A 15847-nucleotide genomic window follows, 5' to 3' on the forward strand; every position below is an offset into this window, starting at 1 on the left:
CCGCCGCATCCGTATGGCGATCACAGCCAGGATCCGGGGCGCACGATCTACGCCGAACACCGAATCGATGATCAGGTGGATGGGGTTTCGGACTCGGCGCGTCGCGGGACTGGTCAGCTCTGTAGGCGCTGCGCCCAGAAGAGGGCGTGTCCGCTGGCGCCTTCCGGGATGAAGTCCTCGGCTGTGATCGTCAGTCCCGCCTGTTGTAGCCAGGACCGGTAGGTGGGGGCGTCGGCGTGGCTCCACCACATGGTGGCGGAGCCGTCGAGCCAGTTGTCCTCGGTACCGGTCCAGGCGCTGTTGCCGACGGTGGTCAGCAGCCAGCCACCGGGGCGTAGCCAGGTGGCGATGCTGTTGAGGAGCCGGGGTTGGTCGGCCAGGGGCATGTGGATGAGGGCGTAGAGGCAGACCACGGCGTCGAACGAGCCCGGTGGCAGGTCGAGTTGCGTGGCGTCGTCACGGAAGAAGGTGCCGGTCGGTACCAGGCGGCGTGCCCGCTCGATCTGCACGTCGCTGATGTCGACGCCGGTGACGTGGTGCCCAGCGTTGGCGAGGAAGCGGGCGACCGGCACGCCGCACCCGCATCCGAGGTCGAGGACCGCTGCTGACGCCGGTAAGCGGCGATGCAGGCCCGCGAGCCAGGGGGCGTACTGACCGTCGTCGGCATCGTCCGATCGATAGTGGTAGGAGAGTGCGTCGTACCCGCGTCGGACCAAGTCGCGCTCGTCGTTGCTGCCCATCCTCGGACGCTACGAGTGCGGGTGGCGCTTGCCGACTCATTTATCGGCACAGGGCTCCTTAGGATCACAGCGCCGCGCGAGATCCTGCTCATGTCTCACGGCGCGGTCGGCGGCCCCGGGCGGCCTGTTGCCAGCCATCAGCTCCACGTCCCGCTCCTGAGCCGGGCTCGTGGGCCGGGTGGTGGCTAGTTCGCAGCAACGGGTCGTACGAGATCGTGCCGCCCGGTACCACTCCCTGACCGTCCGCAGCGTCACCGCCGCCGGTCTCCGCTCGACGACCACCACCTACAGGTTCCTCGTGGTGGCCGAAGCCGCCCGGACCGGTTGACCAGCCGCCGGCCACGGTGGTGGTGGCGGCAACGCTCCAGCCGCCCGCGCTACCGTGGCCGCGCCCGGCCGACCGGGTCGCCGGGACCGGCCCACTCCTCCGCCAGCAGCCCGTAGATCAGGTTGTCCGCCCAGGTGCCCTTGGTCCAGTAGTCCCGCCGCAGGTGCGCTTCCCTGACCATGCCGACCCGTTCGCAGAGCCGCGCCGACGCCTCGTTCAACGCGTTGAGCTGTGCGATCACCCGATGCATCCCGCAGTGTGTGAAGGCGACGCCGAGGAACGCGCGTACCGCCTCGGTGGCGAAGCCACGGCCGGAGACCGACGGGTGAAAGGCCCAGCCCATCTCGCCCCGGGACAGCGTCTCGTCGGCCGGCCACAGGATCAGGTCGCCGACCACCTCGCCCTTGTGCTCCACCACCACCGCCAGCCGGGATTCGATCCCGGTGATGCTGGTGTAGTGGATCCGCCGGCCGACCATCTCGGCCGCGAACTCGCGCGTCCACGGCTCCCACGGGATGTAGCGGGCGACCACTGGGTCGCTGTAGTAGGAGTACAGCGCGTCCACGTCGTCGGGACGGTACTGCCGCAGCAGCAGTCGCTCGGTACGGATCGGCAGTGCCAGCTCAGACATGCTCCCAGTATCGTTCCTGATCTCCGTCGCACCCGGGCTGACCCGGCACGAGCCCCGACCGACCGGCGCCGGCGTCCGGGGAAGAGGAAGAGGCACCGGCCTGCGGGGAAGAGACATCGGCCCGCGAGGAAGAGGCATCGGCCCGCGGGCGGAGCCGAAGGCGGCCGGGCCGGCGTGCGGCGAGCAGGGCCAGTGCGGTGACGCAGGCGGCGGGAATCAGGGCGTACCCGCTGAAGGCCAGCACCACGACGACCGCGCCGAAGGCGACGGCGGCGACCGCCCGCAGCGGCCCCGCCAGCACCCGACAGGCGGCGGCGGTGCAGCCGAGGTAGACGACCAGGAAGAACGTCGTCGGCACGTTGACCAGGGTGGCCAGGCTGATCATCCCACTGCCGAGCAGCCCGATCAGCAGGGCGCCCGAGCCGAGGAGGGCGGCGACCAGCCACGGTGGAACCGTGTCCCGGGCGACCCGGCCGGGCGCCAGCGAGCGGGCCAGGCTGCCGGCGCCGGAGAGGTACGCGAGGACGGCGCCGACGGTGAGCACCACCGCGCCGACGGCGGCCACGGTCTGCCCGGCCGGGCCGACGGCGAGGGTGAGCAGCGCGGCGAGCGGCACCGACGTGCTCGCCTGCGGGCCGAGCGCGGCGACGGTGACGGCGCCGAGCGCCAGGTAGATCACGGTGGTGACGCCGAAGGCGATGCCGATGACGACCGGGAGTTGCCGGCGGGGCTCGGCGAACCGGTTGGTCAGCGGTGCGATCGCCTCCCAGCCGACGAAGGCGAGCATCAGGGTCGAGGCCGCCGGGCCGATCGCCGCCCAGCCGTGCGGCGCGAACGGCGTCCAGTTGGCGGTGCTGCTCGCCGGTGCCGCCCCGGCGACCGCGCCGACGACGATCGTGACGAGCAGCACGACCAGGCCGAACTGCACCGTGGCCGAGGTACGGACGCCGCGCAGCGTCACCCCGAGGGTGCCGAGCAGCAGCACGGCCGCGGTGGCGCAGGCGAGCCCGACGCCGCCGCCGAGCAGGTCGGCGACGTAGTTTCCGCAGGTGACACAGACGATCGGCGCACCGGTGACCACCCCGGCGAGGAAGCACCAGGCGACCGCCCGGCCGACCCGGGGACCGAGACCCGCCTCCGCGTACGCCCGGACTCCGCCGGCCGACGGGTGACGCACGCCGAGGGCGGCGAAGACGACCGCGAAGAGGCCGGACGCGACCAGCAGGCCGGCCCAGGCCAGGATCGACGCCGGTCCGGCCCGGGTCACCGCCAGGCCGGGCAACAGCAGCAGGCCCGGCCCGAGCAGGGCTCCGACGTAGAGCGCGGCTCCGCGCAGCACACCGAGATCGGGTACGACGGCCGCACGCTGGCCGGTCAGGCTCGTCACGCTGGTCATGCCATGGAGTCTTGCAGCGTACCCGAGGCATACGATGGCAAATGTGCGCGCCTGGACTCGCTGCTACGCAACATCGTTGCGTGACATGCAGATGTTGCCGCATCATGTGCCGATGGCCTCGTACGACTCCACGGACCGGGCGATCCTCGACCGCCTCCAGACCGACGGGCGGATCGCCAACGTCGACCTCGCCGAGGCGGTCGCGCTCTCGCCGTCGGCCTGCCTGCGTCGGGTACGCGCCCTCGAACAGGACGGGTTGATCGCCGGCTACCGGGCCGAGCTGGACCGGGCCCGGCTCGGGCTGGACCTGACGGTCTTCATCGAGCTGAAGGTCGGGCAGCACTCCCGGGAGACGGCGGCCCGGATCGAGTCGGTGCTGAGCGGCATCCCCGAGGTCGTCGCCTGTCACGTGATCTCCGGCTCCGCCGACTTCCTGGTGGAGGCGGCGGTGGCCAACCTCGCCGCGTACGAGCGGCTGCTGATCGACCAGATCCTGGTCATCCCGGCGATCGTGGACGCCCGCAGCACCTTCGCCATCCGCACGGTGAAGACCCGTGGACCCCTGCCGCTGAGCCAACTCCGCTGACCCAACCTCCGCTGACCCAACTCCGCTGAGCCAACCTCCGCTGACTCAACCTCCACCTCCGCTGACCGAGCCAGCGCGGCCGGGGACCGCCCGGCAGTCGCGAAATAGGCTGCTCGGCACCGGTACGGTGCGGCATCCTGCTGTCACGGCGTCACCGAACGTGACCCGGGTCAGGAGGTACGGCCGGCGATGGCGGTGGAGCTGTTGCTCTTCGGCGAGGTGCGGGCCCTGGTCGACGGGCGGCCGCTCGATCTCGGGCACGCGCGGCAGCGCTGCGTACTGGCGGCGCTGCTGGTCGACGCCAACCGGATCGTCCCGGCCGACCGGCTGCTGGACCGGGTCTGGGGCGAGCACCGGCCCCGGCACGCCCGCAACGCGCTGGCCGGGTACGTCTCCCGGCTGCGTACCCTGCTCGGCGGCAGCGGCGGGCTCGCCATCACCCACCGGTCGGACGGGTACCTGCTGACGGTGCAGCCGGACGCGGTCGACCTGCACCGGTTCCGCCGGCTGCTCGCCCGGGCCCGCTCCCTCGCCCGTCCCGAGAGCCTCGACACCGGCGGCGAAGCCCCGTCAACACCGCGGATCGACGGCGAGACCCCGGCGGCACTGCTCGAAGCGGCGCTGTCGCTCTGCCGGGGCGAGCCCTTCGGCACCCTCGACACGCCCTGGCTGGCCGGGCTCCGGACCACGCTCGCCGCCGAGCGGCTGGCCGCCGAACTCGACCTGGCCGATCTCGCCCTCGCCGCCGGCCGGCATGCCGAACTCCTCGGCGAACTGGCCGCCCGCGCCGCTGGGTACCCGTTCGACGAGCGGATCGCCGGGCAGGTGATGACCGCGCTCTACCGCTGCGGCCGGCAGGCCGACGCGCTCCGGCACTACCAGGAGGTCCGGTCCCGGCTGGCCGGGGAACTGGGCATGGACCCGGCCCCGGCGCTGCGCCGACTGCACCGGCAGATCCTGACCAACGACCCGACGCTGGACGGCCCGCCCGCGCCGGCCCCGGAGCGGCCCCCGGCCGGCACCGCCACCACCGCGTCGCCGTCGGTGCCGCGACAACTGCCGGCGCCGCCGGTCGCGTTCACCGGCCGGGAGTACGAACTGACCGAACTGGACGGGCTCCTCGACCCGCCCTCGGGTACCGGCGCCACCGCCGTGGTCTCCGGTTCGGCCGGGGTGGGCAAGAGCGCCCTGACGCTGTACTGGGCACACCGCAACGCCGACCACTTCCCCGACGGGCAGCTCTACGTCAACCTGCGCGGCTTCGACCCGGACGGCGTGGTGGTCGCCCCCGAGGAGGCGGTACGCGGCTTTCTCGACGCGTTCGGGATCGCCGCCCGGCGGGTACCGGTGGGGCTCGCCGCGCAGACCGCGCTCTACCGCAGCCTCGTCGCCGGGCGGCGGATCCTGGTCGTCCTCGACAACGCCCGCGACGCCGCGCAGGTACGCCCGCTGCTGCCCGGCGCACCCGGCTGCGCCACCGTGGTGACCAGCCGGAACCGGCTCGCCGGCCTGGTCGCGGTCGACGGTGCCCGGCCGGTCGGCGTCGACCTGTTCAGCCCGGCCGAGGCCCGGCACTTCCTGGCCCGGCGCCTCGGCACCGACCGGGTGGCCGAGGAGCCGGCCGCCGTGGCCGAGATCGCGGCCCGGTGCGCGCGGCTGCCACTGGCGCTGGCCGTGGTGGCCGCCCGTGCCGCCGCCTACCGGAGCTTCCGCCTCACCGACCTGGCCGCCGAGCTGCGGACCGCCGGCGACAGCCTCGACCCGTTCGACGGCGGCGACCCGGCGGCGGACGTCCGGGCGGTCTTCTCCTGGTCCTACCGGGCGCTGAGTCCCACCGCCGCCCAGGTGTTCCGGCTGGTCGGACTCCACCCCGGAGCCGAGTTGACCGGCCCGGCCGTGGCCAGCCTCGCCGGCCTGCCGGTGGCGGCGGCCCGCCGGCCACTGACCGAGCTGGCCCAGGCACACCTGCTCGACGAGCGGTCGCCGGGGCGGTACGCCCGACACGACCTGCTGCGGGCGTACGCCGCCGAGCGGGCCGAGGCGGAGGAGACCGGCACCGACCGGCGTACGGCGGCGAACCGGCTGCTCGACCACTATCTGCACACCGCGTACGCGGCCGACCGGCTGCTCTATCCGCACCGGGACCCGATCGTGCTCGCCGAGCCGGTGCCGGGGGCCGGAGTCGAGTCCTTCGCCGACCAGGCCGGGGCGAGAGCCTGGCTGCACGCCGAGCACCGGACGCTGCACGCCCTGGTCGACTGGGCCGGCCGGACCGGCTTCGACCGGCACTGCTGGGAGCTGGCCTGGAGCCTGACCAGCTTCTTCAACCTCAGCGGGTACTGGCACGACCAGGTCGCCGTGCAGCGTACCGCCCTGGAGGCGGCGGGCCGGATCGGCGACGAGGCGGCGCAGGCGCACGTACACCGGAATCTCGGCCGGGCACAGACCCAGCTCGGCCGCCTCGACCAGGCCCGGACCCACCTCGCCGAGGCGGCCCGGCTCTTCGTCGCGGTCGGCGACCGGGCCAACCAGGCGCAGACCCGGGTGAACCTCGCGCGGATCCTCGAACAGCAGGGTCGTGACCTGGAGGCGCTCCGTCACGACCGACGCTCGCTCGACCTCTATCGGGAGGCCGGCCACCTGACCGGGCAGGCCCGGGCGTTGAACAACATCGCCTGCATGCTGACCCGGCTCGGCGACCACGACCAGGCCCGGGAGCTGTGCCGGCAGGCGCTCCGGCTCAACGAGGAGATCGGCAACCGGCACGGCGCCGCCACCAACTGGCAGAGCCTCGGCTATCTCGAATGCGCCGCCGGGGCGTACCCGGCAGCGGTCGCCGGCTGCCGGCGGGCGCTCGATCTCTTCGCCGAGGTCGGCGACCGGGCCGGCGCCGCCGAGACGCTGACCTGCCTGGGCGAGGCGCTGCACGGCAACGGTGAGCTCCGGGCCGCCGTGCGGGCCTGGGAACGGGCCCTGCTGCTGCACGACGAGATGGGCCATCCGGACGCCGACCGGGTCCGCCGGCACCTGCTCGCGGCCCGGGAGGCCGGCCGGGTGCGGAGCGCGCTTCCGACGGGTACGGCCGGCGCCGCCCTGGACGGTTAGCGCGCGCTGTCCCGGATGGATAGCGGTGCTGTCCCGGCTCGGGATCCGCCGCCCGGCCCGGAACGTTCCGCGGGCCGCCACCGGTGGACGGTGGCGGCCCGCTCCGATCGTCAGGAGGCGCAGATCGCCTGGCTGACGATGAAGTCCCAGTCCTGGCTGACCGGGGTGTTCTCCACCGCGAACGCCTCGACGTCGTCGAGCGCGTTGGCCGGGTAGATCACCTGGAGCGACACGCCACCGGGTGCGGCGTCGGAGATGGCCGCACCCGCGCCGTGCACCCGGGTACCGGTCGGGCAGCGCGCGAACGCGATCTTCTCCGCCTCCGAGTCGCTCTGCGTCGAGGCGGTGGTGACCACCTGGTAGCCGGCCGGCCGGTTCACGCAGACCGCGTACGCGTCCACGGTCCAGTTCCCGGCGTAGCCGTCGGCGTCCTCGTGTGCGGTGGCCCGGAAGATGTCACCGGTGGCGGAGGCGCGGGACACCTGGAGTGCCACGTCCCGTCCCGGGTTGACGATCCGGGCGCCGCCGCCGAGGGCCCGCCTGGTGCCGCAGGACGCCCGCGCCTCCACCTCGACAGGTGACGAGGTCGCCGAGTTCCGGGTACCCACCACCTGGTAGCCGGCCAGCCCGGACGGACTGGCGCAGATGGCGTACGCCTGCACCCACCAGTCGCCGGTCATCGCGGCCGTGGTCTCCGAGCCGGTCACCACGTAGCTGTCCGGCGTCCCGTCGGTGCGGTGCTCCGGGAAGAGCTGCACCAGCGTCACCTTGGCGCTGTCCGCGGCGGCCACGGCGAAGGCCCAGCCCCCGCCGCCGATCACCCACTTGCCGGCCGGGCACTGCGCCCGGGCGGTGTGCGTCTGCTGTGAGTCGACCGCCGACAGCGGCGACGTCACCTTCTCGATGCCGGTCACCGCCGCGGCCGGGCCGGCGCCGGCCAACTGGATTCCGACCTGGGCGGCCAGCACGATGGTGGCGGCACCGGCCGGGGCGAACCAGCGGTACGTCCGAGTCATTGCCCTGTTCCCTTCTCGTTCCGGGTCGGCGATCGGCCCGGGTAACTGCCGACAACGGTGGCCGGCCGGGTTTCGGCAACTCTTCGGCGACGATGAAATCGCAGGTCAGCGGCCCACGCGGTGTGGGATCTCGTCCACTACCGGCGCGGGCAGGTGGTGTCCCGGTCACTGGCCGAGTTCTGCATGCTGCTCGACGTACCGCTGGGGATCGGTGTCGTCGGTCTCGCGTTCCTCGGCTGACCCTGGCGAGAGGAGGCCCGCCTGCTGCGCCGTACCGACGCTGGGCGGACGGGCGGCTACCAGCCGCGCAGCCGGGGCCAGACCTCGGTCGCGTCGCCGCTGGCCGGGTCGAGCACCAGATATTCGTCGTGCTGGGCGGCGGTCGCGCAGGCGTGGATCGGCAGGATCCGGACCCGGGTACCGACCGGAAGATCGGGCAGCGCGGCGGGGCTGCCCGGGCGGACCGTCAGGATGCCGTGCTCCTGGCTGGCGTCGGTCATCACCAGGTCCGGATAGAGCGGCCCGTCGAGCCGGGCGACCAGGCCGTACCCCTGGTCGACGGGCTGCGCCGAGGTACCCCGGTCGCGCGAGGTGGCCATCCAGCCGCCGTCGGTGAGGATCCAGCCCTTCTCCGGCCGGTGGCCGATGACCGTGACGACCACGGACATCGCCAAATCGTCCACGGCGCAGACGCCGATCCCGGCCATCACCAGGTCGAAGAAGACGAAGTTGCCGGCCCGGACCTCGGTGACCCCGGTGAGGTCCTCCGCGAAGTGCGCGGTCGGGGTCGAGCCGACGCTCAGCACCGGCGTGGCGAACCCGGCCGACCGGAGCAGTTCGGCGGCCCGGACAGCGCTGGCCCGCTCGTTCTCGGCCGCCGCGACGAGTTTCTCCCGGGACCGGCAGTGATAGGACTCACCGGCGTGCAGCAACACTCCCCGGGCCTCGGCGCCGCCCCGCTCCAGCGTCTCGGCGATCCGCACCGCCGTCGGGTCGTCCGGGAGCAGCCCGCCCCGGTGCCCGTCACAGTCGACCTCGATCAGTGCCGGGACGGATATCCCGGTCCGGGCCGAGGCGGCGGCCACCGCCTCGGCCTGGGCGACGCTGTCGATCAGTACCTGAAGGTCCACCCCGGCGCGGTGCAGCGCCAGTATCCGGTCCAGCTTCTGCGGGGCGAGCCCGACCGCGTACAGGATGTCGGTGTAGCCGTGTGCGGCGAACGCCTCTGCCTCGCGCAGCGTCGACACGGTGATCGGCCCCGGTTCGCCGTCGAAGAGCAGCCGGGCGACGGCGAGCGACTTCGCCGTCTTGACGTGCGGGCGCAGCGGGGTGCCCAGCCGGGCCAGCCGGGACCGGAGCCGGGCGATGTTCCGACCCACCCGCTCCGGGTCGACCACCAGGAACGGGGTCTCGGGCTGGCCCTCGGCGGGCCGTACCTCGCCGGCCGGCGCCGGCCGGGCGTCACTGGTCAGGGTCACGGCGCTCTCCTCCGGGTTGCCCGGGCAAGTCTAGGCCGCCCACCCCGGCCGGAACCGGGGCGGCCGGGGTCAGCAGCCTGTGCCGGGGCACCGGTCAGCGCGGCGGGCCGGCGACTCCGACCAGGTTGCCCTCGGGGTCGGTGAAGTGCCCGACCGAGAAGGCTCCACCGCTGTCCGGGGCGGGACCGAGCACCCGGGTCCCGCCGAGGCTCTCGGCCCTCCGCAGCGCCGCCTCTACGTCGGGGACTCCCACGTAGAACAGGACCCGACGCTGGTATCCGGCGCCGCCGCCGACGCCGCCGTTGATCCCGGTACCGTCGCCGGCCGCGCTCCCGTCGACGAAGCCGTACTCGCCCGGCGCGGAGACCGCCTCGGTGGCGGCGTCGCCGACGCCGAACTCCCAGCCGAAGAGTTCACCGTAGTAGCCGCGCAGCGCCGCTGGATCGGTACCGATGATCTCGAAGTGCACCACCTGATGTCCCATGGTCTTTCCCTCCAGGTCACGATGTCGCGCCCACGGCCAACGGCCCACGGCTCACGGCCGTCGACCCTCCGGGGCGCGGCGGCACCTTGGCGGCACCACGCAGCAGAGGTCGGAGCCGACAGCCCGTCCTCGACCTCCGGCGGCCCGGCCCAGGACCGCCGGCCCGGCCAGCCGCGCGGCCGGGGCATCGCGTACCGCCGATATCGGCTGGCCACAGCGGCCTCGGGACCGCTCCCACCGGGCCCGGTGATACAGTCCACCGGCCGGCCCGACCAGGAGTGGCCGCGACCTGGATCGGGGAGGGAATGATGGGCATCACGGCCGACGAGAGCAGCCGATTCGCCGCGGTACTCGAGACCCACTCGGAGCGGCTGGTCGAGCGCTGGACCGAGGTCGTCGCCGCCTCCCTGCGAGGTCGGATGACCCAGACGGAGTTGCGCCAGCAGGTGCGGGAGCTCCACAGGGCGTTGCGCTCCGCGCTCGACGACGGACGGTTCGACCTCTCCGCCGAGGGGTCGGCCGCGCTCCGGTCCACCCTCGTGGAGATGTCCCGCAGCCGGGCGCAGCAGGGCTTCACCGCCTCCGAGACGGCGGTCAGCGTCTTCTCGCTCAAGAACGCCCTGCTCGACGTGCTGGACGTCCATGCCGGCGACAAGCAGGCGCTGGCGGACTACGTCGCCGCCTCCGCGGTCGTCGACGAGCTGGGGCTGTTCACCTTCGAGCGGTACGCCCGCTCCCGGGAGGAACTGCTCGGCGAGCAGGCCGAACAGCTCCTGGAACTCTCCACCCCGGTGGTGAAGCTCTGGGAGGGCGTGGTCGCCATCCCGCTGGTCGGCACCCTGGACTCGGCCCGGGCCCAGGTCGTGATGGAACGACTGTTGCAGACCCTGGTCGACACCGGCTCGCCGTACGCGATCATCGACATCACCGGCGTACCGGCGGTGGACACCCAGGTCGCGCAGCACATCCTGAAGACCGTGGTGGCCGCCCGGCTGATGGGCGCCGAGTGCATCGTCTCCGGCATCCGGCCGCAGATCGCCCAGACCATCGTGGCGCTCGGCATCGAGTTCGGTGACATCGCCACCAAGGCGACCCTGGCCGACGCGCTCCGGCACGCCCTGCGGATGATCGAGCAGTCCCGCCGGAGCAACGGCAGCGGCACGGCCGGGACCCGGGGCGCCTGATGGACCGGGTACCGGTCCTCAAGATCGGCGACCTGCTCCTGGTTTCGATCCAGGTCGACATGGAGGACCAGACCGCGCTGGCCCTGCAACAGGACCTCTCCGACCGGATCGTGGAGAGCGGCTGCCACGGGGTGATCATCGACATCACCGCGATGGACATCGTCGACTCCTTCGTCGGCCGGATGCTCTCCACCATCGCGGCGATAGCCCGGGTCCTCGACGCCGAAACCGTGGTGGTCGGGATGCGCCCGGCCGTCGCGATCACCCTCGTCGAGCTGGGCCTGTCGTTGAACGGCATCCGGACCGCGCTCAACGTCGAACGCGGCATGGAGCTGCTGGCCCGGTCGCGGCAGGAGGAGCCGGATTCGGCACCGGGCGCGGAGTCGGACACGGCGTGGATGCTCGCCCTGAGCCCCGACTCCGACCACCCGACGGCGATCACGTCTTGACCGGGGCCGCCAAGCTGACCACTCCGCAGCTCGTGACGATCAGCTCGGACGCGGACGTGGTCCGGGTCCGGCAGCTCGTCCGCACCGCCGCCGTGGCGGTCTCGCTCTCCCTGGTCGACCAGACCAAGCTGGTCACCGCAGCGAGCGAGCTGGCCCGGAACACCCTGGTCTACGGCGGTGGCGGCGGCGCCGAGGTCGACGTCGTGGACAGCGGCCGCCGCAAGGGCATCCGGATCGTCTTCTCCGACGACGGGCCCGGGATCGCCGACCTGGAGCTGGCGCTCACCGACGGCTACACCTCCGGTGGCGGCCTGGGCCTCGGCCTCGGCGGCGCCCGTCGACTGGTCGACGAGTTCGAGGTGGACACCGGCAAGGGCCGGGGGACCCGGGTCACCATCACGAAATGGGCGCGGTCGATGTGAGCGGCGACCACCGGCTCGACGACGAGGGCGTTTGGTTCCAGGTCGAGGAGCCCGGTGCGGTCGGCACGGTACGCCGGGCCGCCGAGCTGCTGGCCGGCCGGATGGGGCTCGACGAGGCCCACGCCGGCGCCCTGGCCATCGTCGCGGCCGAACTCGCCAGCAATCTCGTCAAGCACGCCGACAGCGGACAACTGCTGGTCCGGCCGGCCCGGAACGACGAGGTGGCCGGGGTGGAGCTGATCGCCGTCGACTCCGGCCCCGGCATGAGCGACGTGGTCTCGTCGACCCGGGACGGCCACTCGACCGCCGGCTCCCTGGGCATCGGGCTCGGGGCGATCGGCCGGCAGTCGAGCTGGTTCGACGTCTACTCCCTGCCCGGACGCGGCACGGTGAGCGCCGCCCAGGTCTGGCCGGCGCGGGCACCCGAGCCGGACTGGATCGCCGGGCTCAGCCGGCCGATGAGCGGCGAGCAGTCCTGCGGCGACGGGTTCGCGGTGCGTACCGTCGAGGGCCGGCGGCAGGTGCTGGTCTGCGACGGGCTCGGGCACGGGCCGCTCGCCGCGGTGGCCGCCCGGGCCGCCGTGCACGCGTTCCACCTCGCCCCGGCGGCACCTCCGGCGGCGGTCCTCGAACACCTGCACCGGGCGATCAGCCACACCCGGGGCGCCGCCGCCGCGGTCGCCGAATTCGACCCGGCGGCCGGGCTGCTGCGGTACGCCGGGCTCGGCAACATCGCCGGCTCCGTGCAGCACTACGACGAACGGCGCGGCCTGGTCTCCATGCCCGGCATCGTCGGTCACCAGCGTCGGACCGTACGCGAGTTCGACTACCCGTTCCCCGGCGGCGCCTGCCTCGTCATGCACAGCGACGGGGTGACCGACCGCTGGCGGCTCGCCGACTACCCCGGACTGCTGGGGCGCTCGCCGCAGGTGATCGCCGGCACGCTCCTGCGGGATGCCGCCGTACGCCGCGACGACGCCTGCGTCCTGGTCGCCCGGGCCACGCCGTGACCAGGGACCGGAGATGACCGAGGGTACGGCGGCCGGCGCGGCACTGCTGCGGCTGACGCTGCGCGCCGAGTCGGACGTGTTCCTGGTCCGCCAGCGTGGCCGGGAGGTCGCCGCCGCGGTCGGCATGGAACACCAGGACCAGGTCCGGCTCGCCACCGCGCTCAGCGAGATCGGCCGGTACCTCGTGGTCACCCTGCCCACCGCGGCCCGGGCCGAGGTCGCCTTCACGGCCGCGGTCGGCGAGTCCGGGGCGACGCTGGTCACCGAGGTGACCAGCGTGCTGCCGGCCGGCACGTCGACGCAGACGCTCACCGGCGCCCTGCTCGTCGGCCGGCTGGTCGACACCTTCGACGTCGGCCGGGACGGTGACGCCACCGTCATCCGGATGACCCGCAAGATCCCCGCCACTACCACGCTGACGCCGGAGCGTCTCGACGTGATACGCGACAACCTGAACGCCTCGGCCGCCCGTACTCCGCTGGAGGAGATGGCCGAGCAGAACGAGCAGCTCCTCGCCGCGCTGGAGCAGACCCGGGCCCAACGCGACGAACTCGCCCGGCTCAACGCCGAACTCGCCGAGACCAACCGGGGCGTACTCGCGCTCTACACGCAGCTCTCCGAGGAACTCGACGAGACCAACCGGGGCGTCGTCGCGCTGCACGCCGAGCTGGAGGACCGCTCGGTGCAGCTCCGTACGGCCAGCGAGGCGAAGACCCGGTTCCTGGCCAACGTCAGCCACGAACTGCGCGCACCGGTGACCGCGGTGATCGGGCTTACCCGGCTGCTGCTGGACCCGGCCTCCGACCCGCTCACCGCCGAGCAGCGGGAGCAGGCCGAGCTGATCCGCAGCTCCGCCGCCGACCTGCTGTCGCTGGTCAACGACCTGCTCGACCTCGGCAAGGCGGAGTCCGGCGCGATCGAGCCGAACTGGTCCGAGGTCGAGCTGCGGGCCGTCTTCGGCCAGCTCCGGGGCACGGTACGCGCGATGGCCACCCGGCCCGAGGTCCAGTTGGTGGTCGTCGACCCCGAACCGCCGGCGGTGATCCGTACCGACGAGGTGCTGCTGACCCAGGTGCTGCGCAACCTGCTGCACAACGGGCTCAAGTTCACCGAGTACGGCGAGGTCCGGATGACGGCCGAGGTCGCCGACGACTCGTTGGTCGTCCGGGTCCGCGACACCGGGATCGGCATTCCGGCCGAACTCCAGGAGCGGATCTTCGAGGAGTTCTACCAGGTACCGGGGCGTGGATCGCCGACCGGCGCCCGGGGCACCGGCCTGGGCCTGCCGTACGCCCGGCGGCTCTCCCGGCTGCTCGGCGGCGACCTGCGGGTCGCCAGCGAGCCCGACCGGGGCAGCACGTTCAGCGTCCACCTGCCGCTGGAACCGGTGCCGTGAACAGCCCGGAACAGGTCGGCACCGGCGCGACCATCCTGGTGGTCGACGACAGCGCCGCCAAGCGCTACCTGCTGGTGAGCTGGCTCACCCGGGCCGGATTCACCGTGGTGCAGGCGGACAGCGGCGGTGCCGCGCTCGACCGGATGGAGCGGGAGGAGATCGACCTCGTCGTCCTCGACGTACGGCTCGGCGACATGAGCGGTTTCGAGGTGAGCGAGCGGATCAAGTCCGACCCTCGGCACGCCTCCCGACCGGTCATCCACGTCTCGGCGCACGCGGTCAGCGTGGCCGACCGGGCGCAGGGGCTGACCCGGGGCGCCGACGCGTACCTCGTCGAACCGATCGAGCCGGACGAGCTGATCGCCACCACCCAGGCGGCGCTGCGCTACTACCGGGCCCGCAGCCGGGCCGAACTGCTGGCCACCCGGCTCGCCCGGCTCGCCGAGACCACCCTGGCGGTGAACGCCGCACCCTCGTTCGCGTCGATGCTGACCGCTGCGGCGAGCGGAGCGGCCCGGATCTTCGGCACCGGGGCGCTGGTCGCCGGGCAGGACGCCGACGGTCGGGGCTGGGCGGCGGTGGTCGGCGAACCGGAGGGGCCGGCGACGATCCAGGAGTGGGCGGCCGATCTCCGGGCGGTGCCGGTCGGCGTCGGGATGCGCACCGAGACGCCGGCCGACTGGCCGGTGCCGGTCCACCCGGACGACCGGATCCGGGTCGCCACCGCACGGCTGCGGCCCGACCGCCCGGCCGTGCAGGTGGGGGTACCGGAATCGGTGCTGGCGACCGAGTCCGCCGTACTCAGCCAGCTCGTCCAGGCGGTGGCGACGGCGGTCGAGGCGCAGCGCTCGTACGACGAGGAGCACCGGATCGCGGTGACGCTCCAGCGCAGCCTGCTGCCCCGCCGGCTACCCGCCGTACCCGGCCTCGACCTCGCCGTCTGCTACGAGCCGGCGAGCGCGCAGACCGAGGTCGGCGGCGACTTCTACGAACTCGCGATGATCGACGGCCGGCTGGTCGTCGCGATCGGCGACGTGGCGGGCCACTCGCTGCACGCCGCGACCGTGATGGCCGAACTCCGGCACGCGATCCGGGCGTACGCCGTGGAGCGGCATCCGCCGGGCGGCATCCTGGAACGGGTCGACGAACTCCTGCGCACCCTGCTGCCGGGCGAGTTCGCGACGCTCTGCCTGCTGACCCTGGAGCCCGCGACCGGCCGGATCCGGCTGGCCAGTGCCGGGCACCTGCCGCCGCTGGTCGTCACGGCGGACTCGACCGAATTCGTCGTACACCGGGCCCCGCTGCTCGGCGTACGGGCCGATCGGCCGGACGACCTGGAACTCGTCCTTCCCCCCGGCGCCACCCTCGTGCTCTACACCGACGGCCTGGTCGAACGCCGGGACATCGATCTCGACCGCCGGCTGGACGACCTGGCCGGCTCGGCGGCGACGGTCGAACCGGACCTCGACGGGTTCTGCCGGCGACTGCTGGCCGAACTCGGCCCGGTCGACGTCACCGACGACATCGCCGTGGTGGCGTTGCGCCGGCACTGAGGCCGCCGAGCCGGACGCCGACCGAACTTCCCGGCGCACGCCCGACCATCCGACGCTCCGCGAGCCGCC

General features: G+C 73.3%; 14 protein-coding genes. 8 read left to right on the forward strand and 6 right to left on the reverse strand.

Going from position 1 to position 15847, the window contains the following annotated elements; all coding sequences use genetic code 11:
* Window positions 1–113 precede the first annotated feature (113 nt).
* The 3 genes from C6361_RS30300 to C6361_RS30310 all read right to left on the reverse strand — a co-directional run bounded on the left by C6361_RS30300 (window position 114) and on the right by C6361_RS30310 (window position 3095).
* Window positions 114–740, reverse strand: coding sequence for a class I SAM-dependent methyltransferase (locus tag C6361_RS30300; protein ID WP_107269821.1), 627 nt, complete (start codon window positions 738–740; stop codon window positions 114–116).
* 377 nt (window positions 741–1117) lie between these two features.
* Window positions 1118–1699: a GNAT family N-acetyltransferase gene (locus tag C6361_RS30305; RefSeq protein WP_107263401.1), complete on the reverse strand. Its 582-nt coding sequence runs from the start codon at window positions 1697–1699 to the stop codon at window positions 1118–1120.
* Entirely contained in the window at window positions 1692–3095 is a 1404-nt protein-coding gene (locus C6361_RS30310) for an APC family permease (RefSeq protein ID WP_107269822.1), read from the reverse strand. The genes C6361_RS30305 and C6361_RS30310 overlap by 8 nt, the downstream gene beginning before the upstream one ends.
* Before the next feature lie 112 nt (window positions 3096–3207).
* Between C6361_RS30310 and C6361_RS30315 the strand changes: the two genes are divergently transcribed.
* Both C6361_RS30315 and C6361_RS30320 read left to right on the forward strand, forming a co-directional pair.
* The gene (locus C6361_RS30315) at window positions 3208–3681 is read left to right on the forward strand and encodes an Lrp/AsnC family transcriptional regulator (RefSeq protein ID WP_107264561.1); all 474 of its coding nucleotides are present in this window, start codon (window positions 3208–3210) and stop codon (window positions 3679–3681) included.
* A gap of 189 nt (window positions 3682–3870) precedes the next feature.
* Window positions 3871–6786 carry a tetratricopeptide repeat protein gene (locus tag C6361_RS30320; protein ID WP_107269823.1) on the forward strand — a complete coding sequence of 972 codons (2916 nt, stop codon included), beginning with the start codon at window positions 3871–3873 and terminating at the stop codon, window positions 6784–6786.
* 110 nt (window positions 6787–6896) lie between these two features.
* Here the strand turns inward: C6361_RS30320 and C6361_RS30325 are convergent, their stop codons facing one another.
* The 3 genes from C6361_RS30325 to C6361_RS30335 all read right to left on the reverse strand — a co-directional run bounded on the left by C6361_RS30325 (window position 6897) and on the right by C6361_RS30335 (window position 9764).
* Window positions 6897–7802 (reverse strand): hypothetical protein, encoded by a 906-nt coding sequence (locus tag C6361_RS30325; protein WP_107269824.1) that lies wholly within the window; start codon window positions 7800–7802, stop codon window positions 6897–6899.
* Between the two features lie 296 nt (window positions 7803–8098).
* Window positions 8099–9280, reverse strand: a complete 1182-nt coding sequence (locus C6361_RS30330) for an alanine racemase (protein ID WP_199853129.1) — start codon at window positions 9278–9280, stop codon at window positions 8099–8101.
* Window positions 9281–9374: 94 nt separating this feature from the next.
* Window positions 9375–9764: a VOC family protein gene (locus tag C6361_RS30335; RefSeq protein WP_107269825.1), complete on the reverse strand. Its 390-nt coding sequence runs from the start codon at window positions 9762–9764 to the stop codon at window positions 9375–9377.
* Window positions 9765–10072: 308 nt separating this feature from the next.
* On the opposite strand from C6361_RS30335, the gene C6361_RS30340 reads away from it, so the two are divergent.
* Genes C6361_RS30340 through C6361_RS30365 form a run of 6 tightly spaced genes read left to right on the forward strand, consistent with a single transcriptional unit; the run spans window position 10073 to window position 15778 of the window.
* Window positions 10073–10948, forward strand: a complete 876-nt coding sequence (locus tag C6361_RS30340) for an STAS domain-containing protein (protein ID WP_107271277.1) — start codon at window positions 10073–10075, stop codon at window positions 10946–10948.
* Window positions 10948–11397 carry an STAS domain-containing protein gene (locus tag C6361_RS30345; protein ID WP_107269826.1) on the forward strand — a complete coding sequence of 150 codons (450 nt, stop codon included), beginning with the start codon at window positions 10948–10950 and terminating at the stop codon, window positions 11395–11397. Before C6361_RS30340 ends, C6361_RS30345 begins: the two co-directional genes overlap by 1 nt.
* Entirely contained in the window at window positions 11394–11819 is a 426-nt protein-coding gene (locus tag C6361_RS30350; RefSeq protein WP_107263395.1) for an anti-sigma regulatory factor, read from the forward strand. The genes C6361_RS30345 and C6361_RS30350 overlap by 4 nt, the downstream gene beginning before the upstream one ends.
* Window positions 11801–12829 carry a SpoIIE family protein phosphatase gene (locus tag C6361_RS30355; RefSeq protein WP_107269827.1) on the forward strand — a complete coding sequence of 343 codons (1029 nt, stop codon included), beginning with the start codon at window positions 11801–11803 and terminating at the stop codon, window positions 12827–12829. The genes C6361_RS30350 and C6361_RS30355 overlap by 19 nt, the downstream gene beginning before the upstream one ends.
* A gap of 13 nt (window positions 12830–12842) precedes the next feature.
* On the forward strand, window positions 12843–14225 hold the full coding sequence (locus C6361_RS30360; protein ID WP_107269828.1) for a sensor histidine kinase: 1383 nt from the start codon (window positions 12843–12845) through the stop codon (window positions 14223–14225).
* Window positions 14222–15778 carry a fused response regulator/phosphatase gene (locus tag C6361_RS30365; protein ID WP_107269829.1) on the forward strand — a complete coding sequence of 519 codons (1557 nt, stop codon included), beginning with the start codon at window positions 14222–14224 and terminating at the stop codon, window positions 15776–15778. The genes C6361_RS30360 and C6361_RS30365 overlap by 4 nt, the downstream gene beginning before the upstream one ends.
* The last annotated feature ends 69 nt before the right edge of the window (window positions 15779–15847 follow it).

The sequence above is a fragment of the Plantactinospora sp. BC1 genome (assembly GCF_003030345.1).
Taxonomy (GTDB): domain Bacteria; phylum Actinomycetota; class Actinomycetes; order Mycobacteriales; family Micromonosporaceae; genus Plantactinospora.